Origin of the sequence: Paenibacillus sp. FSL R7-269 (genome assembly GCF_000517865.1) — a bacterium.
In the GTDB taxonomy this organism is placed as follows: Bacteria; Bacillota; Bacilli; order Paenibacillales; family Paenibacillaceae; genus Paenibacillus_AQ.
This window is the reverse complement of record NZ_ASPS01000053.1, coordinates 431,593-454,822: the sequence shown is the minus strand read 5'-3', so window position 1 is coordinate 454,822 and position 23,230 is coordinate 431,593. Positions and strand designations below refer to the sequence as shown.

General features: G+C 54.6%; 17 protein-coding genes. 10 read left to right on the top strand and 7 right to left on the bottom strand.

All coding sequences use genetic code 11. The features are described from left to right. Positions 1-21: 21 nt before the first annotated feature. The 3 genes from C162_RS24545 to C162_RS24535 all read right to left on the bottom strand — a co-directional run bounded on the left by C162_RS24545 (position 22) and on the right by C162_RS24535 (position 3,152). On the bottom strand, positions 22-852 hold the full coding sequence (locus C162_RS24545; RefSeq protein ID WP_036698703.1) for a carbohydrate ABC transporter permease: 831 nt from the start codon (positions 850-852) through the stop codon (positions 22-24). Continuing rightward, on the bottom strand, positions 852-1,724 hold the full coding sequence (locus C162_RS24540; RefSeq protein WP_036698702.1) for a carbohydrate ABC transporter permease: 873 nt from the start codon (positions 1,722-1,724) through the stop codon (positions 852-854). The genes C162_RS24545 and C162_RS24540 overlap by 1 nt, the downstream gene beginning before the upstream one ends. 84 nt (positions 1,725-1,808) lie before the next feature. After that, positions 1,809-3,152 carry an ABC transporter substrate-binding protein gene (locus C162_RS24535; RefSeq protein ID WP_036698699.1) on the bottom strand — a complete coding sequence of 448 codons (1,344 nt, stop codon included), beginning with the start codon at positions 3,150-3,152 and terminating at the stop codon, positions 1,809-1,811. Positions 3,153-3,343: 191 nt separating this feature from the next. Between C162_RS24535 and C162_RS24530 the strand changes: the two genes are divergently transcribed. Continuing rightward, positions 3,344-5,140: a sensor histidine kinase gene (locus C162_RS24530; protein WP_235218512.1), complete on the top strand. Its 1,797-nt coding sequence runs from the start codon at positions 3,344-3,346 to the stop codon at positions 5,138-5,140. A gap of 18 nt (positions 5,141-5,158) precedes the next feature. Continuing rightward, entirely contained in the window at positions 5,159-5,923 is a 765-nt protein-coding gene (locus tag C162_RS24525) for a response regulator transcription factor (protein WP_036698695.1), read from the top strand. Between the two features lie 24 nt (positions 5,924-5,947). On the opposite strand, the gene C162_RS24520 is transcribed toward C162_RS24525, so the two are convergent. Next, complete coding sequence (locus C162_RS24520; RefSeq protein WP_051493888.1) at positions 5,948-6,778, bottom strand: helix-turn-helix domain-containing protein; 831 nt, start codon at positions 6,776-6,778, stop codon at positions 5,948-5,950. 121 nt (positions 6,779-6,899) lie between these two features. Between C162_RS24520 and C162_RS24515 the strand changes: the two genes are divergently transcribed. From C162_RS24515 to C162_RS24500, 4 genes are read left to right on the top strand one after another with little or no spacing between them, the layout of a single operon-like run. Continuing rightward, positions 6,900-8,042 (top strand): DUF2264 domain-containing protein, encoded by a 1,143-nt coding sequence (locus C162_RS24515; RefSeq protein ID WP_036698693.1) that lies wholly within the window; start codon positions 6,900-6,902, stop codon positions 8,040-8,042. Positions 8,043-8,080: 38 nt separating this feature from the next. Next, positions 8,081-9,892 (top strand): heparinase II/III family protein, encoded by a 1,812-nt coding sequence (locus tag C162_RS24510; protein WP_036698690.1) that lies wholly within the window; start codon positions 8,081-8,083, stop codon positions 9,890-9,892. 44 nt (positions 9,893-9,936) lie between these two features. Continuing rightward, positions 9,937-11,073 carry a glycoside hydrolase family 88 protein gene (locus C162_RS24505; protein ID WP_036698687.1) on the top strand — a complete coding sequence of 379 codons (1,137 nt, stop codon included), beginning with the start codon at positions 9,937-9,939 and terminating at the stop codon, positions 11,071-11,073. Between the two features lie 13 nt (positions 11,074-11,086). Next, positions 11,087-13,012, top strand: a complete 1,926-nt coding sequence (locus tag C162_RS24500; RefSeq protein WP_084649032.1) for a DUF2264 domain-containing protein — start codon at positions 11,087-11,089, stop codon at positions 13,010-13,012. A 178-nt stretch (positions 13,013-13,190) separates the two neighbouring features. Here C162_RS24500 and C162_RS24495 read toward each other — a convergent pair whose 3' ends face one another. Continuing rightward, positions 13,191-13,382, bottom strand: coding sequence for a hypothetical protein (locus C162_RS24495; protein ID WP_036698684.1), 192 nt, complete (start codon positions 13,380-13,382; stop codon positions 13,191-13,193). A 160-nt stretch (positions 13,383-13,542) separates the two neighbouring features. On the opposite strand from C162_RS24495, the gene C162_RS24490 reads away from it, so the two are divergent. Further along, on the top strand, positions 13,543-16,410 hold the full coding sequence (locus tag C162_RS24490) for a glycosyl hydrolase 115 family protein (RefSeq protein ID WP_036698683.1): 2,868 nt from the start codon (positions 13,543-13,545) through the stop codon (positions 16,408-16,410). Here the strand turns inward: C162_RS24490 and C162_RS24485 are convergent. Both C162_RS24485 and C162_RS24480 read right to left on the bottom strand, forming a co-directional pair. Beyond that, positions 16,386-17,975 carry a response regulator gene (locus C162_RS24485; protein WP_235218516.1) on the bottom strand — a complete coding sequence of 530 codons (1,590 nt, stop codon included), beginning with the start codon at positions 17,973-17,975 and terminating at the stop codon, positions 16,386-16,388. The two genes, C162_RS24490 and C162_RS24485, sit on opposite strands and share 25 nt — an antisense overlap. Positions 17,976-18,035: 60 nt before the next feature. Continuing rightward, a complete protein-coding gene (locus C162_RS24480) occupies positions 18,036-19,844 on the bottom strand; it encodes a sensor histidine kinase (RefSeq protein ID WP_036698679.1) in 1,809 nt (602 codons plus the stop codon). Between the two features lie 191 nt (positions 19,845-20,035). Here C162_RS24480 and C162_RS24475 point away from each other — a divergent pair, with 191 nt between their 5' ends. From C162_RS24475 to C162_RS24465, 3 genes are all read left to right on the top strand, one after another. Next, positions 20,036-21,388, top strand: coding sequence for an ABC transporter substrate-binding protein (locus C162_RS24475; protein WP_051493887.1), 1,353 nt, complete (start codon positions 20,036-20,038; stop codon positions 21,386-21,388). Between the two features lie 85 nt (positions 21,389-21,473). After that, complete coding sequence (locus C162_RS24470) at positions 21,474-22,364, top strand: carbohydrate ABC transporter permease (RefSeq protein WP_036698677.1); 891 nt, start codon at positions 21,474-21,476, stop codon at positions 22,362-22,364. A 12-nt stretch (positions 22,365-22,376) separates the two neighbouring features. Beyond that, positions 22,377-23,201, top strand: coding sequence for a carbohydrate ABC transporter permease (locus C162_RS24465; RefSeq protein WP_036698676.1), 825 nt, complete (start codon positions 22,377-22,379; stop codon positions 23,199-23,201). The last annotated feature ends 29 nt before the right edge of the window (positions 23,202-23,230 follow it).

The window sequence follows — 23,230 nt, the reverse complement described above, 5'->3', positions numbered from 1 at the left end:
AACCTATTCTCCACACTCTTACTACCCCTTCACCGCACCCGCAGTGAGTCCGCTAACAATGTACTTTTGGCAGAAGATATACAGGATTAGCACGGGAAGGGAAGTTAACACCAGGTCTGCGAAGATCAGATTCCAGTCCCGGCTGTACTTGCCGTAGAAATTGTACACTGAGAGCGGCATCGTCCAGTCCGAGCTGTCCGTCAGGAAATAGAGCGGAATGGTAATGTCGTTCCAGACGGACATGAACACCATAATCGCTACGGTGGCGTTCACTGGGACGATCAGCGGGGTAACGATCTTGAAGAACACATCGAATGTATTCGCCCCCTCCAGAAAAGCTACCTCATCCAGCGCCTTCGGAATAGACCGGATGAATCCGCTGTACAGAAACACGCTGAACGCCGTATTCAGCGAGGCGTAGATCAGGATGACGCTGGTGATGCTGCCGTAGAAGCCCATCCACTGCACGACACGGATCGTGGTGATCGTGGACATCGGCGCGATCAAGCCCATGAAGAAGAACATGTACAGGAAATTCGACCACTTGGTCTCCCGGCGCACCAGAATGAAGGAGGCCGCTGACGAGGTGAAGATATTCAGAATAGAGGAGACGCCGGTAATCAGCATCCCGTTCAGGAACGCGCGTCCCAGTCCCCCTTCACGGAAGACCGTTGTATAGTTGGAGAAGTTCCACTTCTCCGGGAGCCGCAGGGAGAACTTCAGCACCTCGGCGCTGGTCATGAAGCTTCCGAACAGCATAATCAGCAGCGGCAGGATAATCAGCAGGGAGGCCAGGATCAGCAGCCCTTCGACTACATAGTTGCGCCAGGCCATTTTACGTGAAAAGCTCATTATTCCGATACCTCCTTACGCCGCATGAAGATCAGCAGGGGAATGGCAATGATTGTTACGGCAGCGAACAGCAGGGTGTTGACGGCTGTGCCCAGCCCCCAGCTTCCCTCTCCGAACGAGCGCAGGATGATCGTACCTACCACCTGGGAGGCGTTGCCGGGTCCCCCGCCGGTGAGGACGAATACCTCGGAGAACACCTTGAGGCCGCCGATCAGGGTGAGCATCAGATTGATGTTGATCGCAGGGAGCAGCAGCGGAATCGTGATGCTGCGGAAGCTGCGCCAGGAACCGGCACCGTCAATGGTGGCGGCTTCATAATATTCTTTGGAGATCGACTGGAGTCCGGCCAGGTAGATCGCCATTTGGAAGCCGGTATGCTGCCAGATGGACACAAAGGCTACGGTCCAGATGACAATCGCCGGATTGGTCAGCCAGGCCTGGCTCAGCGAAGGCAGGCCCACAGCTTCGAAGATGCGGTTAATCGTTCCGTCGGAGCGCAGCATGGGCGTGAACACAATGCTAATAACCAAAACGCTTAGGATCGACGGAGAATAAAAAATAGCCCGCAGCAGATTTTTGGATTTTAGCTTCATGTTCAAGCCGACCGCAAGCGCGATGCCGAGCAGATTTTTGCCGAGCACGGTAACGATGGCGAAGATCGCTGTATTTTTCATAGCAAGTAGTAGTGTTCTATCTGTGAAAATCCGTTCAAAATTGTCCCAGCCGATGAACTTGACTGCTTCCCGGTCCAGCCGCCAGTCGGTGAAGGAATAGAAGAGTCCGGTTAGCGCAGGCAGCACGAAAAACACAGAATAGATCAACAGCGCAGGCCAGATCAGGTAATACGAGTATAGTCTCTTGGATACTTTCATCTCTTCACACTCCTCTATAGCCAGGAACAGAATAAAGCCCCGGACGGACTTTATTCTGCCTGTTGTAATGGTTATCCGCTCTAATTAAAAGCCCTCTACGCCTTTGTCCTTCATTAGCTGGCTGAATTTCTCATCCCAGGCCTTGAGTACGCCCGCAGCGTCCAGACCGCCGGCGAACTCATCCTGAAGCAGACGGTACAGCTCGCTGCGGTCCACGATCATGTAGGCATCGGTGGTCAGCGTAGTCTTTTTAGGCGTGATATATTGATCGACAATCTCTTGCTTGTAGTCCGGGAGCTTCGGTGTCGTCACATCGCTGAAGTTGGATACGGAGCCTTGGCTGTCGACCATTTTCTGGGCAACCTCTTTGCTGGCGAGGAACTCAAGGAATTTCTTCGCTTCTTCCATATGCTTGGCTTTCTTAGGGATGAACAGCTGGCCGCCCAGCGGGCTTGCGCCCAGATTTGCATCCTCAGAGGAAGGGATGGCGAACAGGCCCAGATGCACATTCGGATCTTTCTCCGCCACGTTCACAATCAGCCAGTCGCCCATGAACATCATCGCGGTTTCCTTGTTCAGGAATTTGCCCACCGCCATATCGTAGCTGTCGCTGAGAATATCGGTGTTGGTATAGCCTTTCTTGTAGACCTCATACTGCTGGTCCAGGAAGGTGGCGAACTCGGGAACATCGGACCACTTTTTGCGGCCGGCATTAATGTCCTCGAACAGGGAAGGCTCGTTTTTGGAAGCCCAATCGGCAAAAGCAGCTGCAGGCCAGATATTCGCCGCCCAGTTATCCTTGAACGGCATGAAGACCGGCGTGATGCCACTGGCCTTGATTTTCTCGCAGACAGCCAGGAATTCCTCATAATTCTTCGGTATGGCAAGACCCAGGTCTGCGAATATATCCTTGTTATAGACGACTCCCTGCATCCCTGTATCCTGGCTGTAATGGAAGCTGTAGACATGATCGTAAGCCGAGAGCACATCCTTATTCAGCAGCCGGCTCACCCAAGGCTCGTTATCCAGAATCTCGAAATTGCGCTCCAGGTTAAGGTCTGTTGTCGCACTCGCTAGATTGTATTGAATCAGGTCAGGCACCTCGTCAACGGCCAGCTTGGTCTGAAGTACGGTGGCGGTCTGCTCTGCCGGAAGAAGCTGCAGATTCACTTTGATATTGGTTTTCTGTTCGAACTCATCCAGCACATCCTGGGCGACGAACGCCGAATCCTGCGAGCTTTTGGAGATGGCCAGCTCGATGGTTACCTTTTTGCCGCTGCTGCTGCCACTGCCGCTGTTTCCGTTTCCGCCGCTGTTGGTAGCCGCAGCATTGCCGGAGCCTGAATTGTCAGACCCGCATGCCGCCAGCGATAAGGTCATTACACCGGCCAGTACGCCTGTTGCAATTTTTTTCAGTTTGCTATTCATGTGATCGCCCCCGTAGTGAATTTTCTGTGAACTGAATCCGTTTACATTGCCCATTATAGAATGAGTACCGCGCAAGGTACATGTGTGTACTTGACACTTTCTGTGTAATATTCTGAACTCGTAGGGGTGCTTGTCGATTTGCCGGTTTGGTTGTAAAGTAGAGCATCATAAGGTTCAAGGAGGGCTCGGGTTTGGCGACTATTGTTCAGAAATTGCGCGGAGGCAGGGTTCAGGCCAGTCTGCAAACGAAGTTCTTCTTCACCTTCATGGTGCTCCTGCTGATTGTGCTGGGCTGCTTTCTGGTCTATGTGAATTATATGGTGATCCAGCCGCTCAAGGACAAGACAGAGAACGAAATGAAGCTGGCGGCTGTCCAGGTCAGCGATCAGCTGAACCTCTATATCAATAACCAGAACCAGCTCTCCCAGCGGATTCTGTCGAACAAAGAGGTGTTCACGCTGCTGTCCGCAGGTGATTACTCACAGCTTACCCTTGAAGGGCTGACCCGAAGCCGCAGGCTTAAAGACATCATGTTCCAGGCACTGGGGCCGAGTCTGAACATTGAGGATATGATGATCTATGATCTGACAGGGGAGCGGGTGGCCTCTTATATCGGATACGCTGATAGCCCGGCTTCGCTCAGGCCGTTCCTGGAAGAGAGCAGCGAGCTGCCGACCTGGAATGCAAGCGGTTACGCGCTGTACCGGCAGGGGGCGGATGCCATCTCTTTTGTGCGGGCGATCAGGAACCAGAATGGTCAGGTATTCGGCTATCTGGCGGTGCAGCTCGACCAGCGGTACTTGAACAGATCTGCTGCGGGACTGGCGGGCGGCAAGGTCTATATTATGGATCAGGACCAGCGGCTGGTCGCAAGCTTCCCGGCACTACGGGAAGGGGAGAAGGCCCCAGAATTCGCAGCGTCTCCCTCTGAATCTGCAGCAGCTAACGGAATCTATCTGAGCAGCGGCCAGAACTATGTGGCTTACCACCGCTCTGCCGAGACGGGCTGGACCACCTATGTGGTGAATCCGAGGAATGTGGTGCTGGGCCCGGTCAATTCGGTGAAATACATCTCTATTCTGCTGATTACCGCGCTGATTCTATTCTCGTTCATCTTCATCTACTTCTCAACCCGGAACCTGCTGCTTCCGATCCGCAAGCTGCGCAGCCAGATTCTGCGGATGAACTACAGCAACCTGAATATGAAGGCGGGCCCGCGTACACACAACAATGAGCTGATTCAACTGAATAGCGCTTTTCAGGAGCTGCTGGAACGGTTACAGGAATCTATCGAACGGGAAAAGCTTGCGCTGCACGAAGAAGTGAAGTCGCGGAATTCCGCCCTGCAGGCCCAGATCGCGCCCCATTTTATCCACAATGTCCTGTATCTGATCAGTATTGCCGCCCAGGAAGGGAAGAATAGCGTGGTGACCGAAATGTGCAAGCATCTCTCGGACAGCCTGCGTTATATTGTGTCCTCCCCTTATCAGCATGTGGCGTTGACGGAGGAGCTGAAGCATACCCGGCATTATTTGTCCCTGATTCAGCATAATTTCGAGGACGATCTGGAGTGGGAGATTGACGGGGACGGGGGGCTTGAGCAGATTGAGCTGCCCCGGCTGGTGATCCAGCCGTTCGTGGAGAATTGTATTGAACATGCATTTAAAAATACGGACCCTCCTTGGAGGATTGAGGTGCGGGTGAAGGTATATAACGGCCTGTGGGCCATCGAAATCCGGGATAACGGAGAAGGCTTCGCGCCGGGCAGGATCAGGGACATTCTGGATAACATTGAGAGCTCCGATTCCGGGGTTAACGAGCTTAGGCATGATACCTCAGGGATTGGCAATATGGGGATTGTGAATACGGTGAACCGGCTGAAGCTGATGTACAGGAACCGGCTGTTCTTCAACATCTACAACCACTTAGGCGGGGAAAAGGGTGCTACGGTCCAGATTATCGCATCTATGAGTAAAGACTTCTACTAGAACCGGGGAGGGACCGCTATGTATACCGCTATCATTGCCGAGGACAGCAAGCCGATTCTGCGGAATATCGAGGCTCTTATGCAGTCCATGGAGCTGCCTGTCCGCATCGCCGCCACCGCACCGAACGGACTGGATGCATTGGAATACATCAAGGCTAACCCAGTGGACATTCTGCTGACCGATATCCGTATGCCTAAGCTGGACGGGCTTGCGCTGATCGCGGAGTGCAGGCTGGTGAATCCGGCGCTCAAGGCGGTGCTGATCAGCGGGTACAGCGATTTCGAGTATACGCGCAAGGCGCTGAATCTGCAGGTGTTCGATTATCTGCTGAAGCCCGTGGAGCGGCAGCAGCTTGCTGAAGTGATGCAGCGGCTGGTAGCCCATCTGCAGGAGCAGGAGGGCAGCAGAACAGGATTGCCGGAGGGATTGCCCTCACCTGGGCAGCAGCGGCCGAAGAGCAGCGAGGAGTTGTTCCGGCAGCTGGAGCAATATTTGCAGGAGCAGCTCTACGCTCCGCTCTCTATTACGGAAGTCGCGCTTAAGTTCCACGTAAGCCCTTCCTATGTCAGCCGGATCTTCAAGCGGTACTCACACCAGACCTTCGTGCATTACAGCATGCGGCTGAAGATAGCCGAAGCCTGCCGGCTGATTACGCTGAGGCCGGAGCTGAAGGTGAAGGAGCTATCTGAGCTGCTATCCTTCGGCGACCAGCACTATTTCTCCAAGGTGTTCAAGGATTATACGGGCGTAAGTCCTACGGAGTATAGGGGAGGGGAACGGTAGCGCTGCGGATAGGCGTTGCCGTTTTTATTTGCCGTATTTTCCCGGAGGAATGCCCGTGATGTTCTTGAAGGTGCGGATGAAGTTGGCATAATCATTGAAGCCGGACAGGTAGCAGGTATCAGACACGGAGTTGCCGGCGGACAGGAGCTGCTTGGATAACGCGATCTTTTTGAGCAGGACATAACGGTAGATGGTGCCTCCGGTCTGCTGCTTGAACAGATGGCTGAGATAATATTTATCCAGATTCAGCTCCCCGGCGATGTGCGCCAGCGACAGATTCAGGTGCAGGTGGTTGTCGATATAGCTCATAGCAGATTGAATATGGGAGGAGATAATGCTGGGCACTGCGGAACGGGTGCGGCTGTACAGCTCGTTGATCAGCACCAGAATCTGAATGAGATACGTCAGGGCCAGCACCTCGCTGCCGTACTGCTTGCGCTCCAGGGCTGTGATCAGCTGAGAGGAGAGGGCGGTATACTCCGAGAGCAGCGGCTCCTCCATCCGGGCCAGGTTATTCTCCCCGGGCTGGCGGTTCTGGAAGCAGGCCAGCAGATTCGTGGTCGCCGTACAGAACGGGTAGACCAGCGGTGCTTTGAAATGAATGGTCAGCCGCTCATAAGGCTCGGGGGAGCGGTTGATGATTTTATGAATCTCATGATTGTTGAATAACAGGACGTCGCCGCGCTCCAGCGGATAGCTGTACTGGTCCACGAAGCCGTTCACGCTGCCGCCCAGGAACAGGAAGATTTCATAGTGGTCATGGATATGGAAATCCCTCGTCGGAGAGATCGGAGAATTGCCGATACCGGCCAGAATATCTCCGTCGAACGTTTCATAATACCGGGCATGCTTCATCGTCACAGCCCCTTTCATGTTGATCACAACATATGCAATAAATCATCATTATTCGCAAAGACATTGCAATAATACCACAATACACTAGAGAAGAAGAATACCTGAGAGGGTGGAATGATGGATGAGTGGGATAGAACAGCGTAAATACTGGCTGGATACAATGCTGCGGATTGGAACGCCGGTCCTGGAGGCGCTCGCTGCACGGAAACTGAAAGAGCGGTTACCTGCGGAGTTTCATAGCGGGCGCAGCCAGTTTGCGCATCTGGAAGCTTTTGCGAGGCTGGCCTGCGGGATGGCTCCCTGGCTGGAGCTTGAGGGATTAGATGGTGAAGAAGAGCGCTTAAGAGCCCGTTATGCAGGGCTGCTGCTGGAAGCGATTGATGCGGCGGTCGATCCGCAGTCGCCTGACTATATGGAATTCAAGACCGAAGGCCAGCCGCTGGTCGATGCGGCATTTCTGGCCCATGCGCTGGTGCGTGCACCGAGAGCGGTTACAGCCCGGCTGGACGCACGGGTCACAGGCAATCTAATTGCAGCGCTCAAGCAGACGCGGCGGACTGCTCCGAGCGGCAGCAACTGGCTGCTGTTCAGTGCGATGGTGGAAGCAGCCTTATATCTGCTGGGCGACCCGGATTATGACCGGATGCGGGTGGGTTATGCGGTCCACATGTTCATGGACTGGTACAAGGGTGACGGAGTCTACGGGGACGGGAAGGATTTTCACTGGGATTATTACAACAGCTTTGTCATTCAGCCGATGCTGGTGGATGTTGTTACCCTTTTCGAACAGGAGAATGAGGAGTATGCCCGGCTTAGACCCTTGGTCCTGCAGCGGGCGCAGAGATATGCATCCGTGCTGGAGCGCAGCATCGCCCCGGACGGGACGTATCCGTTCCTCGGGCGTTCGATTGTCTACCGGTTCGGGGCGTTTCAGCTGCTGTCGCAGGCGGCGCTCCAGCATTTCCTGGAAGACTCGCTGCCTCCGGCCCAGGTGCGCTGCGCATTAACCGCTGTCATTAGCCGTATTATGCAATACCCAGGCACGCTGGATGAGAACGGCTGGCTGCAGCCGGGGATCTACGGCTATCAGCCGGAGCTGGCCGAGAGCTACATTAATACGGGCAGTCTGTATCTGTGCGCCGCTGTTTTTCTGCCGCTGGGCCTGCCTCCTGCTGACCCCTTCTGGTCGGGCGAGGACATGAAATGGACGGCAAGGAGAATCGCAGACGGCGAGAACGTGATGCGGGACCATGCTTTGGAATAAGGGATAGAGACAGACTGAACCAGAGAGGAAGCTCAGGCATGAACATACAGGAACTTAAGGCAATCGTAGAGAACATGAAGCCGGCAGATCTCAGCTTATATTATCCGCAAGGGGATTCGGCTGCTTTTTGGAGTGAGTCGGCATCTTCTGAAGTCTTGCAGGCCAGTATCAGTGAGATTCGTGCAGAGGCACAGCGGCTGGAAGGGCAGCCTATACAGCTGCTGACGTATCGTTTGTTTACCCTTTTCCGGCAGACGGGGTCGAGACTAGAGTATGAGCGGCCTTATTTTGAACGGAGAAGAAGGCTGAATACGTATGTATTCCTTAGTCTGCTGGAGCCGGAGAACGCCGCAGCTCTGGAGCAGCTTACAGATATTCTATGGGCGATCTGCGATGAGTACACGTGGTGTGTTCCCGCTCATCTTCCTGAGAAGCATGATGCTGCTGAGATCAACCGGCATATCGATCTGTTCTCCTCCGAGACAGGCTTTACCTTAAGCGAATGTCTGCTGCTGCTCGGGGAGCGTCTCCCGCTGCTGCTCCGCTCCCGGATACGCAGTGAGGTGGAGCGCAGAATCTTCCAGCCGTTCCTTGCGCATGGCCCTTATTTCTGGGAGACCTCGACTCACAATTGGGCAGCGGTCTGTGCGGGTTCTGTGGGTGCGGCTGCACTGCTCCTTGTGAAGGACAAGGACATGCTGGCGGAGATTCTCCTTAAGACAGAGAGAAGCATGAATTATTATCTGCAGGGCTTCGGGGCAGACGGGGCCTGCCAGGAGGGGCTGGGCTACTGGAATTACGGGTTCGGCTATTTCACTTATTACAGCGATCTGCTCCGTGCAAGAAGCGGAGGCAGGCTGGACTGGTTCAAGCAGGAGAAGGTGGCACAGATCGCCCGCTTCCAGCAGCAATGCTTCATTGACGGCAGCTATGTCGCCAATTTCTCTGATTCCGTCCCCCGCGTACGGGTGCATATGGGACTCTCCCATTATCTGGCGGACGTCTATCCGGATGTCCTGCGCCCGCCGTCTGCGCTGCGCGCCCCGTTCACGGAAGATCACTGCAGCCGCTTCGCACCGGCGCTGCGCAATCTGATCTGGACAAGAGCCGGGCAGGAGAAGGAGTCCTGGGAGGCAGGCAACAGCTATCTGCCCGATGCTGCTTGGCTCATCTCCCGGCATATCTCTGCTGCGGGCGCCTTCGGCTTCGCGGCCAAGGGTGGCTACAACGACGAGCCTCATAACCATAATGATCTGGGCCAATTCATTCTGAGCGGCCGGGGGGAGATCTTCGCGGCCGATCTGGGCAGCGGAGAGTATACGGCGGACTATTTCGGTGCCGGCCGTTACGGTTATGACTGCAACGGATCGCAGGGCCATAGCGTGCCGATTATTGACGGCCAGTTCCAGGGAGCCGGACGGGAGTTCCAGGCTACGGTGCTGCATGCATCGGCAGCATCGGCGAAGGATGAGCTGACGCTGGAGCTGGCCCGGGCGTACCCGGTAGCCGGACTGCAATCCCTGGTCCGTTCGCTGGTCTGGCATAAGGAAGAGCTGCCCCGTCTGGAGCTGACAGACACCTATCAGTATGATGGGACCCCGGCAAGCTGGACGGAACGGTTCATAACGTGGTGCAGACCGGAGCTGTCGGGTTCAGGGCGAGTATTGCTCCTAGGGACTGAAGGACGCGGTGTCCAGGTAACCTACGATCCGCAGATCGTCCGGCCGGAGATTACTGCACATGTGTATCAGGACCATTATGGCCAGGATACGGTGTGGCATAGTCTGGACTTCCAGGTTCTCCAGCCCGGGGCAGAGGGCGTATTGGTGTTTACTTTTGAGTTTATGTAAGACGCACGGCACGGGTACTACATTCACATAAAGGCGGGATTCAAATGAACAGAACTATAGATCAGACATGGGTAGATGAGGCTTGGAGTAAGGCGCTGGAGAAAACTAGAACGAACAGCATCAGCATCGGGGCTGAGTTCCCGCATGCCAGTCAAGGCGGTAAGTATGTACTGGAAGTGCCGAGCTGGTGGACTGCCGGCTTCTGGCCGGGAATGCTCTGGCAGCTCTATGCCGGGAGCGGTGACGAGAGCCTGAAGGCAGTTGCCGAACGCTGCGAGGAGCGGCTGGATGAGGTGCTGGACGGCTATGTGAAGCTGGACCATGACCTTGGCTTCATGTGGCTGCTGACCAGTGTTGCCAACTACAAGCTGACGGGCAGAGAAGAATCCCGCGTCCGCGGGCTGAAGGCCGCCAACTATCTGGCCGCCCGTTTCAACCTGAAGGGCCGCTATATCCGGGCCTGGAATCCCTGGAGAGAAGGCGAGGACAACAGTGGGGTCGCCATTATCGACTGCAGCATGAACACGAGCCTGCTGTTCTGGGCCTCCGAAGTCACCGGAGACCCGCGTTACCGGCATATTGCGGAGGCACATATGGATACGGTGCTGGAGCATTTTATCCGTCCGGACGGCTCCGTCTATCATATTGTCAACTTCAACCCGGAGACGGGCGAAGTGGCAGAGAAGCTGGGCGGACAGGGCTATGCGCCGGAATCGGCCTGGTCGCGCGGCGCGGCTTGGGCACTATACGGGCTGGCGCTGGCCTATCATCATACCGGCAAGCTGAGCTACCTGCATGCGTCCAAGCAGGTTGCACATTTCTTCCTGACCCGTCTGCCTGAGGATCAGGTGCCGCAGTGGGATTTCCGCGCTCCCGGCGATGTTGGGGAGATCCGCGATACTTCTGCCGGTTCCTGCGCGGCAAGCGGTCTACTGCTGCTGGCTGGGCTGGTGGAAGAATCAGAGGCTCATATCTACCGGAATGGGGCGCTTAGAATCACGGAATCTCTCTACCGCAATTACGGAACTTGGGATAATCCCGGCGAACAGGGGCTGCTGCTTCACGGCACCAGCAACTATCCTGAGGACCGGAATATCGATGTGCCGCTGATCTACGGGGATTTCTTCTATGTCGAGGCACTGGCCCGGATCAAGGGAGCAGGCCCGTTCTATTGGGAGTAGGAGGAGTATGACAATGACGAACAAGAAGAAGACTCCGGTAATTGGAAATCCAGGAACAGGCGGCCTGGCGACGGCCAATCTGGCAATTCAGAGCAATCCGCTGAAGTCTCGCGGCGATCTGCTCGCTGCCCTTGACCAACTGACAGAGCCGCTTCAGCAGCTCTATAGCAGAGGCGGCGCCAGACTTGAGATCGGAATTACGGGAGCGAGCTATCCGGCAGCCACCGCCGGAATGGAGGGCTTCTCCCGGGTGCTCTGGGGAATGATTCCGCTGCTCGCCGGAGGCGGGGGAAGTAGGCTATGGGCCACTGTGCTGGACGGCATCCGGCACGGCACTGATCCGGCCCATGAGGAATATTGGGGCGATGTAATAGACTATGACCAGCGTCTGGTCGAGATGGCCGCCTTCGGCTTCGCGCTGGCGGCTGTGCCGGAGCAGATCTGGTCCCCGCTTGCTCCGCAGGAGCAGGAGCATCTATACAACTGGCTGAACCAGATCAATTCCCATCCCTGCTACGACTGCAACTGGCTGTTCTTCAATGTGTTAGTGAATGTCGGCTTCCGTACGGTAGGACGGCCTTATGATGCGGTGCAGCTGGAGAGAAATCTGACGCGGATGGATGCGTTCTATCTGGGGGAAGGCTGGTACAGCGACGGCGTTAACGGACACTGTGATTATTACGGGCCCTTCGCCATCCATTACTATTCGCTGCTGTATGCGAAGCTGATGGAACGGGAAGACCCGGAGCGTTCCCGTCTGTTCAAAGAACGCGCCCGGCTGTTCGCCGCCGAATTCATCGGCTGGTTCGCCCCGGACGGCTCAGTGCTTCCTTACGGGCGCAGTTTAGCCTACCGGTTCGCCCAGTCTGCATTCTGGAGCGCCCTGGCATATGCAGAGGTGGAGGGCTTCCCTGCCGGTGTGGTCAAAGGCATCATCCTGCGCAACCTGCGCTGGTGGTTCCGCCAGCCGATCTTCGATGCTGCGGGCGTGCTGACAATCGGATACACGTATCCGAATCTGGTCATGGCGGAGAATTATAATGCTCCAGGCTCACCCTATTGGGCGCTGAAGACCTTCCTGCCGCTTGCCCTCGGCGCGGAGCATCCGTTCTGGAGCGAACCGGAGCTGCAGCTGCCGGGGCTTCCGGCGGTGAGTGTACAGCATCCGCCGCATCTTGTTCTAGTCCGCGAGCCGGCTTCCGGTCATGTGGCCGCCTTCAATAGCGGACATCTATCTACCAATGAGCATACGCATACCTCAGCCAAATACGAGAAATTCGTCTATTCCACGGGCTTCGGGTTCAGCGTTCCCCGCTCAGAATGGGGATTGTCACAGGGAGCCTATGATTCTATGCTTGCACTAAGCGAAAGAGAAGATAACCTCTACCGGGTACGGCGCCGGAATCTGGAATCGGAGATTACGGACAACGTCCTGCGGTCGGTCTGGAAGCCTTGGGCGGACGTTGAGGTGCGCACCTGGGTAATTGCGGGTCTGCCCTGGCATATTCGCATTCACCGGCTGGAGACAGGGCGCGCGCTGGATGCTGCCGAGGGCGGGTTCGCGCTGGGACAGGAAGAGGAGCCTGCCCAGCAGCTCAGCGGCATCGGCACAGCGGCAGCTACCGCATGGGGCACAAGCGGCATCAAGGGGCTGACGGGTTACTCCAAGGCCGAGTTGATCAGGCCCAACGGGAATACGAACCTGCTTCGTCCCCGTACGGTACTGCCAACCTTAACAGCCACTATAGAACCTGGGGTTCATTGGCTGGCCTCCGCCGTGTACGGCGATCCTTCGGCAGATTCTCCAGCGGATGAGATCCGCACTCCCGGTCCGATTCTGGACCAATCGCCTGAAGACCTGCTGAGGGTTAAGTTCAGCGGGGAGCGCATTTCAATTACCACTACTGGCGGGTCAGAGATTATAATTCCGTTACAATAAGAACATTAGCTGCATCTTCAATAGGACGTCGGCTTTGGATTTAATATAGTGGAAATAGCAAGTGGTTTCGTCTCTGAACCCATTCATTAGTCTAATCAAGCTCTATGTATAAGTGCCATCTGTACAACTAAATCGTCTGATGTATAGCCGAATAACCGTTTAGGTGTATTTCGTACAATTAAACTGCCCCAATAATCGGGTTTTCACATATTGGGGCAGTTTTAGCTGTACAGAATACAACTAGAAGAGTAATTCCGTCCTTTTCACTGTTTTTAAATGTACAGAATACAACTATCACCGAATATTCGCTTCGAACGCCCCTATTTACCCGAACCTCCCCAACACCCCCAAGCTCCCCTATCTCTTTCATCCACCTGAACGTCCCAAGCCGCCCAACCTCCCCAAGCCGCCCAACCCCGCCTCCTTTACAAATTACAAACTCTTGCTAGTTAGACCATGGAGTCTGTAACCGCTCTCCCGATATAATGTGATAAGTATGCGAAGACGAAAGAAGCGGAGGATATGAGAGCATGACATCGAACGAGGAATTTATCATTGCCGCCCCGGAAGGGGCGGTTCAGCTATATCTGGACCCGAAGGGGACTGACTATAAGGGGCTGCGCCGGGTGGCGGAGTCTTTGTGCGCGGATATCAGACTGGTTAGCGGGATAGCACCTGCAATACTCACCCAAGCAGAGCAGCTCACGGGCACTGTTATTATCGCCGGGCCGGTCGGCGGGAATGGGCTGATCGGCAGGCTGATTGCAGAGCGCCGTCTCGATGTCGCTGCTATTGAAGGCAAGCGGGAATGTTACCGGCTGCAAATCATAGAGCAGCCTCTGCCGGGAGTCGAGCGGGCGCTGGTCGTTGCGGGTAGCGATAAACGCGGGACGATTTACGGTATGTACGCTATTTCTGAGCTGATCGGAGTGAGTCCGTGGGTGTATTTTGCCGATGTGGTTCCGCAGCAGGTGGAGCGTCTGGCCCTTCCCGCAAGCAGGCTGAACAGCAGCTCGAGAGAGCCGTCTGTGAAATACCGGGGAATCTTTTTGAATGATGACTGGCCTTCGCTCGGCTCCTGGGTAACCCATGCCTTCGGCGATTTCAATGAGCACTTCTATGACAAGGTGTTCGAGCTGATTCTGAGGCTGAAGGGGAATTTCATGTGGCCGGCGATGTGGAGCGCGGAATTCAGCCTGAACGGGGCAAGCAGCCCTATTGCGAACGCGGTGCATGCGGATGAATACGGCATTGTGATGGGGACCTCGCATCATGAGCCGCTGTTCCGGGCCGGCAGTGAATGGCAGAAGGTCTATGCGCAATACGGGACAAGTAACCTGTGGGATTTCCGCCGGAATTCCCGGGCGATTACCGCGTTCTGGGAGGATGGGCTCAAGCGCAATGGGGCGTATGAGAGTCTGGTGACGCTCGGCATGCGGGGCGAGAGCGACTCGGCGCTGGAAGGAACGGACCAGGAGAACATTGAGCTGCTGAAGCAGATTATCCTGACCCAGAAGGCGCTGCTGAAGCAGTATAACCTGGAGCATCTGCCGCAGGTTCTGGCTGTCTACAAGGAGGTTGAGACCTACTGGTACGGTACATCCGAAGCGGAGGGGCTTAAGGACTGGGACGTTCTGCAGGATGTGATCATTCTGCTGTCGGACGACAACTTCGGCAATTTGCGCAAAATCCCGGAAAAGCATGAGCAAAAGCGCTCTCCCGGCTGGGGGATCTACTACCATTTCGATTATCACGGCGGTCCCCACTCCTATGAATGGGTGAATACCACTCCGCTGGAGAAGGTGTGGGAGCAGATGACGATGGCGTTCGATTACGGCATCCGTGAGCTCTGGGTGGTGAATGTAGGTGATCTGAAGCCTATGGAACTGCCGGTCTCTTATTTCCTGGACCTGGCTTATGATTACGAGGCTTGGGGAACAGATGCGGTTAACCGGACGGCGGAGTATACGGAGCACTGGACCCGGCAGCAGTTCGGGGCCGGAGCCCAGCCGGAGACGGTTGCCGGAATCGCCCAAGTGCTGGCGGATTACACCCGGATGAACGGGCGCCGCAAGCCGGAGATTATCAGGCCGGACACCTTCAGCCTGCTGCATCATCAGGAGGCGCAGAGAATGCTTGCAGAGGCGCTCCGTCTGGAGCGGGCAGCGGCAGCGTATGAGCTGGAGCTGCCTGAAGCGCTCAGGGATGCATATTACCAGCTGGTGTATTATCCGGCAGCCGCTTCTGCCAATGTGAACGCCATGCAGATCTATGCCGGACTGAGCAGGCTGCATGCAAGGCGCGGGAGTGTATTTGCGAACAGCTATGCCGTTCTTGCAGAGGAGGCCATTCAGCGCGACAAGCAGCTGGAGCAGCGCTATAACACAGGAATTTCGAATGGCAAATGGCAGGGCATGATGAGCTCTCCGCATGTCGGCTATGTCCGCTGGGACGCGGAAGGGTGGAGCTATCCCGAGGTCAGTAGGATCATTCCCGGCCCGAAGGCCGCAATGATTGTAGGGGTGGAGGGAGTAGAGCAGGGGTACACCGCAGGGACCGCTGCGCTCCCGCCGTTCACCAATCTGCTGCAAGAGCGATATCTGATTTCCGTCAGCACGGGCGGAGCAGGGTTCCAGTATCAGGCGGTGAGAAGCGCAGACTGGATCAGGCTGGAGCAGGAGCAGGGCTGGGTAGACAGCGGGGCGGAGATTGGCGTATCTGTAGATTGGACGAAGGTAACGGGAGCGGCAACAGGCGAGATTATCCTGACAGGTGCCGAAGTAAGCGTAACGGTTACTGTTGCTGTGGACTGGACAGATCTTGCCGGGTTCCTGCCGATGACTTTCATTGAGGCTCATGGAGTGGTGTCTATGGAAGCGGAGCATGCCATCAGCCGCGTATCCCGCAGCGGGGTGGAATGGAAGATTATCGAGAACTACGGACGGACACTGTCAGCTGTCAAAATGTTCCCCGCCGGCGTCTCCTTCGGCCAGCCGGAGAAGGCCCCGTACCTGGAGTACCGGCTGTTCATCCGGCACGAGGGTGAATACCTGCTTAGCGTCTATCTTGCGCCGACGAATCATTTGTCGCCGGTCAGCGGTCTGAAGTATGCTGCCGGGTTCGACGGGGAAGTGCCGGTCACCGCCGATGCGCTGCCGCCGGATTACGAAGGCGGCAATCACAGCAACGGGCCATGGTGCCGCGCAGTAATGGACAATGCCCATGTCTCCGTGACCCGTCACCCTCTGACTCCGGGGCAGCATACCTTGCGCTTTTACGGCCTGGATGCCGGGCTAGTCCTGCAGAAGCTGGTGCTGTCCCGCGGGCCGCTGCCGGCATCCTATCTGGGGCCTCAGGAGAGCTTCCTGACCCCTCACTCCGTATTGCTGCGGAACTGATTGGGCGTGAGACCTTTATACTTTTTGAACACCTGATAGAAATATTTCGTATCATTATACCCGGACTGCAGAGCGATATCCTCGATCCGCATTCCGGGATCTTTGAATAGCTGGCAGGCATGCTCGATGCGGACCTTGTGCAGATAATCGATGAAGCTGATCTTAAGCTGCTGCTTGAACAGCAGGCTTAAATATCCGGGCGTAATATAGATCTCTCTGGCGACGATCTCGCGGTTGATATCCTTCATGAAGTGCTCGCCGATATAGTTTTTGGCCGCTTCTAGCAGCTTGTTGCTGTTCTTCTTGGACGTCAGATGCTCACTGACCCGCTGTGCCGTCTCCAGCAGTGACTGGAACAGGTTATCCAGACTGGAGCGGGACAGGACATGGATCAGCTCGGTCAGATTCTGCCCAAAGACTTTATTTACATTGACATTGTTCTCAATACATAATTTATACAGGGCGAAGAACAAGGCGAAGCTCGATTTGATCACCTGGTCCCTGGATACCGTCTCGGGCTGCAGGGCTACATTGAACAGTGTGAGCTTATCGGCAATGTCGCCGGGAGAACCGCCGCGTACCGCCTTCAGCACCTCCTGCTCCTCATGCAGAGGATAGGAGGATTGAGAGGACTCGGCATCGAATTCCCCGCTGTACTCCACGATTTTAGCAATGCCGGTGTAGTTGGTTGTATTCAAAGCCTGGCAGGCCTCCACGAAGGAGTGGCGCAGATGCTCAATATTCTTGTCAATACTTCCGATCCCGGCGGATACAGTGAACTTCAAGAAGCTGGCGATATTCTCCTGAATAATCCGGATATAACCGCTTAATTCCTCCTGATCCGGCAGCTCATCCGTATTCAGAATCAGCACAATATCGTCCTGATGCTCGAAGGCAACACATAGCACAGCCTCTGGCAGCGACTCCTCGCAAATATTCTTCAGCCCGTACTTCAGCAGTTCCGTATCCTCATGCATATACTTCTCATGCAGCAGCTGGAAATTGTCGATCCGCAGCAGAATGATGCCGTACAGCAGATAAGGGAAAACCAGCTGGTTCATCTTCAGATTAGCCAGCAGCCGGGAATACGAGGGACTCTCGGTGAGAATGAGCTGGCTTAACGTCTTCTCCTTCAGCAGGGGCAGACTCTCCCGGAAGCCTTGCCGCAGATGCTCAAGCGTACTAATCTCCAGCTTCTCCGATTGAATCTGCTCCGTGATGGCCAGCACAGTGCTCAGAATCTCCTGCCGGCGGCTCGGCTTCAGCAGATAGTTGCTGACCCCGGATCGTATGGCTTGCTGGGCATAGGCGAAATCATCGTATCCGCTCATGATGACTGATTTGACGCTGGGGTATTTCTCGGAGACAACCTTAATTAACTCCAGTCCGTCCATTTGCGGCATCCGGATATCCGTTAGCATGATATCGACCGCATAGGTATCCAGAAGTTCAAGGGCCTCCAGGCCGTCTCTGGCTTCGCCTACAATATGGATGCCGTGCGACTGCCAGTCAATCAGGGTCGTTATGCCTACCCGCGCCCGCTCCTCATCATCCACAATAATCATATTATACAAGGGACCATCCCCTCCGATCTGTATTCGTATTGTTTATCCGCCTGGCTGTGTCTATTCTTGCATGTCATTTACGATCACCGGTACTACGATCTCCACGCGCGTGCCCTCTCCGGGAACACTGGTATAGTTCAAGGCATAGTCACCTTTATAAAAATGCTTCAGCCGTGCCTGTACATTCTGCACCGCATAGCCGCCGACATCCCGGGCAGTGTACACATCTGTCTCGTCAGGCATGGCAAGAATCTTCAGCAGTGTCTCGCTGCTCATCCCGCCCCCGTTATCCTCAATCACGAACCTCAGCTGGTCTCCGGTACGCTGTCCGCTGATGCTTACCCGTCCGCCGCCGCGCTTGCGTTCAATGCCATGGATCAGCGCGTTCTCAATGAACGGCTGCAGGCTGAGCTTCAGAATGACATAGGAGTACAGCTCCTCAGGTATGTCGATCACATACTCGAGCGATTCCTGGAACCGCATCTTCTGGAGCGTCAGATACAGCTCAATCAGCTCTTTTTCCTTGGCTACACTGGTGAAGCTCTTGCCCTGGTTAAGACTTAACCGGAACAGCCGGGAGAGGTTGATGACCATCTCGCTGATCTTATCCTGTCCTGCCGCCTCCGCTTCCCAGAAGATCGTGTCGAGCATGTTGTAGAGAAAATGGGGGTTAATCTGGGATTGCAGCGCCTTCAGCTCCGCTTCCTGCTCCTTCAGCTTCAGCAGATAGGCATCGTCTACAAGCGTCTTGATGTTGCTGACCATATTATTGTAGCCCCGGCTCAATTGGCCGATCTCATCCCAATATTTGATGTCCACCTTCTCCTCGAACTGTCCGTTCTGGAAGCGCCGCATGGACAACAGCAGCGTCTTGATCGGCGCTGTCAGGAAGGAGGAGAAGAACATGAGCAGAGGAATACTAAGCACCAGGCTGGCTAATACCATCACGAGCACTGCCGATTTGATGGAATTCAGCTCCCCAGTCAGCGAAGAGAGCGGAACACTGTACAGGGTGATCCAGCCATCCTGGTTGATGTTGTAATTGAGCAGCGTATCCTTGCCCTCCAGGCTGACGATGGTGTTGCCGGAGCGAATGCCGGCCTTGGCTTGCTTCATTACGAACTGTGCGGCTTCTGGGCTATAAGTCTCTTTGCCTGCCGACAGAAGCTGTGTACCTTGTTCGCTCAGAATGAGGATGCCGTGATCCTTGTCATACAGATTCGTCAGATAGGTTCTGCGGATCGTCTCCAGATTAATGCCGACGAATACGAAGCCGATCCGGTTCCCGTTCACAATATCGCGGATAATCCGGGTCATGCCAAGCTTGTCATTGCGGTTGCTCTGAATGAATACATTGTTCTCTTCCGTCAGCGGGAACCAGTAGGAGGCACCGTTTAAGGCAACGGTCTGTTTATAAGTATCATTTGAGGTAATTTTGCTCAAACTATACGCACCGCTGCTGTCATCGGTGGCAACCTGAAACAGCGGCTCGGACAAGCTGCCGTACAGAGCCAGATAGTCGAAGCTTCCGGTCACCAGCATCTGGTTCATGATCGACGCAGTGGGTCCGTTATAGAGCTGGTTCTCGATCTTCGCCGAATCCGGGGTATTGCTCCTCAGGGTATCCTGAACGACTGGAGCGAGGCTGAATACCGTGACCCAGTCGGCTAAGGTCTTTTGCATACGGGCGAGATTACTGTCAATCTGCTTGAGCACACTCTGGTTGGAGTTGCTCACCTTATTGATGATCTGCTGCTTGGAGATGTTATAGGAATATGCGCCCAGCGTGCAGGCCACCCCGGTAATCAGCAGGAAGATCAGTATGGTTATCTTGTATCGCAGGTTCATATTCAAGTAGTAGCGCAGCACAGGATCACTAACCTTTTTGTTTTTTATCTTATGCGCAATGCCGAATATACACAAGGGAGCTGACATTCGAAGTCGACAATTTTCAACATTACTCTCTTTTTCTCTACTGACCCTGGCTCTGGTACTCTGGTACGATGTGTTCAGAAACAAAGAAAGCAACCCACGATCTATAACAAATAGGGGGAATTGACATGGTTATGAATTCAAAATCCACACGTAATATACTGCTGGTTACGGCCCTTGCAGCAGTCTCGGTGCTTAGCGCATGCGGAGGCGGTAATGACAAGAACAATAATGCAGGCAGCAGCACGAACGGCGGTACAGCCGGCTCTGCGGACAAGGAAGTGACGCTGCGTCTGTTCTCGAACCTTCCCGACCGTAAATCCGGCCAGGGGCTGGCAGAGCAAATGGTAATCGATAACTATATCAAAGCGAATCCCAATGTCAAGATCGATATCGAAACCCTCGCCGAGGAGCCGTTCAAAAACAAGCTGAAGGCGTACATGGCTTCCAACGAATCGCTGGACGTCACGATGGTTCACGGCGGAGCAGAGCTGAATACGCTGGTACAAGCCGGCTATGTGAAAGAGCTGAACCCTGCGGAATACGAAGGAGACACTTACAAATTCCTGCCGGGCGTGTACAAATCCTTCACCTTTAATGACAAGCTCTATGGCTTGCCCCGCAACAGTGACTATGAGGTGATCTATTATAACAAAAAGCTGTTCGATGACAATGGCATCAAGATTCCTACCACCTACGCCGAATTGCTGGAAGCGGGCAAGCAGTTCCGTGCCAAAGGCATTGAGCCGATGTCGATGAACGGTAAGGACCTGTGGAGCTTCGCGGCCTTCTTCCAGGATCTTGTCGTACGCCTCACCGGCGATCAGAACCTGATGCTGGATGCGGTAGCGAAGAAGAAGAATTTCACCGGCGATGAGAACTTCCTGGCTGCGGCCAAGCTGCTGGCAGAAGCCAGAGACACCAAGCTGTTCCAGGAATCGTTCATGACAGCGGACTACGGCGCTTCCCAGAACCTGTTCACGCAAGGCCGTGCAGCCATGTGGTATATGGGCTCCTGGGAAGCGGGTATGGCTACCAATGACAAGCTGCCGGAAGACTTCCGCAACAATGTGAATGTACTGAAATTCCCGGTTGTTGATGGCGGTAAAGGCAAGAACACCGACCTTCTGGCCTGGAACGGCGGCGGATACTCGCTGGTCAGCAGCTCCAAGCATCCTGAAGAAGCCAAGAAGTTCTTCGACTATATGATGTCCGCCGATCAATGGGCCAAGATTGTATGGGATACCGGAGCGGCTGTACCGGCACAGAAATATGAGCTTAGCGGCAAAGAGAGCGAACTGCAGAAGCAACTGACTGAGGTTCTGACAGGGGCTACCAGCACAGCAGGTTCTATCGCCCTTGACTCCGGTACACCTAAGTTCAAGGATGATGCACAGAATGCCTTCGGCAAGTTCTTCGCCGGCGGATCAACACCTGAGCAGCTGCTGGCCGATCTTCAAAAGGCTGCGGAAACTCAATAACAGATCACCACTATAGAGAGTGAAAGGAGACGGGGCGGGAAGCATTCTTGCCCCTCTCTAATCTTAAGGATGGAGTTGGAGTTCCATGCAAAAAGTATTTAACAACAAAATGGCAATCTTTCTGTTCGTCTTTCCGGGGATTCTCCTGTTCTCCCTGACCTTTCTCGTGCCGATTGTACTCAGCGCGTATTACTCTTTCAGAGACACCCTGTCTCCGGGAACGCCCTCGGCATTCATCGGATTCGCCAACTATACGGAGCTGTTGTTCCACGATTCACGGTTCTGGCTGGCACTTAGAAATGCCGTACTGCTCGGTTTGGGCTTTATCCTGATCCAACATCCGATTGCTATCTTTTTTGCCATTATGCTGGACCGCCTGGGCGGTAAGGCAGAGAAGTGGTTTAGAACGATTTTCTTCATCCCATGTGTCATTTCTGTAGTCGTTATTTCAAAAATGTGGCTGTCCCTGCTGGACCCTACCTTCGGCGCCTTCAACAAAATGCTTGATTCCCTGGGGCTTGGAATGCTAAAGCATGCCTGGCTGGGGGATAGCAGCACCGCGCTGATCTCCATGCTGTTCATCCTGATCTGGGCCGGCTTCGGCTGGGGATTGCTGTTCTATTATGCAGGACTCAAAGGCATTCCCGATGATTTGTATGAAGCCGCTTCACTGGACGGAGCCTCCGGCTTCCGATTGCACTGGCGGATTACAGTTCCGCTGCTGTCACCGGTTATTACGGTGCAGATTACTTTGGCTATGATTACCGCCTTGAAACAGATGGAAACCGTGTTCCTGACCACTAACGGCGGTCCCGGCGATTCCACCCAATTCCTGGCCGTGTATCTCTATAACAAGGCGTTCTCGGCCAGCCAATATGGTTATGCCAACGCCATCTCGATTCTGTTCATCATTGTCTGCCTGCTTGCCACCTATCTCAGCAACAAACTGACCCGCAGTGATGCGACGGAATTCTAAGGAGGAATCACCATGACAAAAAGCACAAAAACCATACTATGGGTGTTCTTCCTGATCGTCGCCCTGGTCCAGCTGTTCCCGCTCATCTGGCTGATTGATTTCTCATTCTTAAGCAGCAATGAGTTCTACTCCTCCAGCGTCCTGAAATGGCCAAGTGACCCGCAGTGGCAGAATTATATCAATGCCTGGGTGGACGGTAAATTCCTGCGCTACTTCATTAACAGTGCCTTCGTTACCTCAGTAACCATTCTGTTAACGGTGATTCTGTCCCTTACGCTGGGCTATGCCTTTACCCGTATGCAGTGGAAGCTGCGCCCCATCTTCTTCACCATTATCCTGCTGGGGATTATGATTCCGATTCATGCGACTCTTCTGCCTAACTTTGCCATCTTCAAGGCGCTGGGCTTAACGAATTCCTATCTAGGGCTTATTCTGCCATATACCGCAGTGTCTGTACCGCTGGGAACCTTCATCCTGACCGGCTTCATGCGGAGTATTCCGAAGGCGATGGAGGAGTCCGCAGTAGTAGACGGCGCGAATATTTACCGGATTGTCTTCCAGATCATTGCACCGCTTACTGCGCCTGCACTGGTTACGGTCATCGTTACAACATTCCTGAACTGCTGGAATGAATTCATTATGGCATCGACCTTCCTCAGTAAAGATGCGCTGAAGACGCTGCCCTTCTCGGTCATGAACTTCGCCGGCCAGTATTCCTCAGACTACGGCTCACAATTTGCGGTCATGGTGCTGACATCGATCCCGGCCATTGTCATCTACGCTATTTTCAACGAACAGATCACCAAGGGCGTGACAGCGGGTGCGGTAAAAGGCTAAACTCAAATTATCAAAACTTTCAGGAGGAT

Excerpts from the sequence above, each read along its gene's own strand:
- C162_RS24535 (WP_036698699.1), bottom strand. The coding sequence starts at position 3,152 with ATGAATAGCAAACTGAAAAAAATTGCAACAGGCGTACTGGCCGGTGTA.
- C162_RS24545 (WP_036698703.1), bottom strand. The coding sequence starts at position 852 with ATGAGCTTTTCACGTAAAATGGCCTGGCGCAACTATGTAGTCGAAGGG.
- C162_RS24525 (WP_036698695.1), top strand. The coding sequence starts at position 5,159 with ATGTATACCGCTATCATTGCCGAGGACAGCAAGCCGATTCTGCGGAAT.
- C162_RS24470 (WP_036698677.1), top strand. The coding sequence starts at position 21,474 with ATGCAAAAAGTATTTAACAACAAAATGGCAATCTTTCTGTTCGTCTTT.
- C162_RS24540 (WP_036698702.1), bottom strand. The coding sequence starts at position 1,724 with ATGAAAGTATCCAAGAGACTATACTCGTATTACCTGATCTGGCCTGCG.
- C162_RS24515 (WP_036698693.1), top strand. The coding sequence starts at position 6,900 with ATGAGTGGGATAGAACAGCGTAAATACTGGCTGGATACAATGCTGCGG.
- C162_RS24520 (WP_051493888.1), bottom strand. The coding sequence starts at position 6,778 with ATGAAGCATGCCCGGTATTATGAAACGTTCGACGGAGATATTCTGGCC.
- C162_RS24510 (WP_036698690.1), top strand. The coding sequence starts at position 8,081 with ATGAACATACAGGAACTTAAGGCAATCGTAGAGAACATGAAGCCGGCA.
- C162_RS24490 (WP_036698683.1), top strand. The coding sequence starts at position 13,543 with ATGACATCGAACGAGGAATTTATCATTGCCGCCCCGGAAGGGGCGGTT.
- C162_RS24500 (WP_084649032.1), top strand. The coding sequence starts at position 11,087 with ATGACGAACAAGAAGAAGACTCCGGTAATTGGAAATCCAGGAACAGGC.
- C162_RS24485 (WP_235218516.1), bottom strand. The coding sequence starts at position 17,975 with ATGATTATTGTGGATGATGAGGAGCGGGCGCGGGTAGGCATAACGACC.
- C162_RS24495 (WP_036698684.1), bottom strand. The coding sequence starts at position 13,382 with ATGAAAGAGATAGGGGAGCTTGGGGGTGTTGGGGAGGTTCGGGTAAAT.
- C162_RS24475 (WP_051493887.1), top strand. The coding sequence starts at position 20,036 with ATGGTTATGAATTCAAAATCCACACGTAATATACTGCTGGTTACGGCC.
- C162_RS24505 (WP_036698687.1), top strand. The coding sequence starts at position 9,937 with ATGAACAGAACTATAGATCAGACATGGGTAGATGAGGCTTGGAGTAAG.
- C162_RS24465 (WP_036698676.1), top strand. The coding sequence starts at position 22,377 with ATGACAAAAAGCACAAAAACCATACTATGGGTGTTCTTCCTGATCGTC.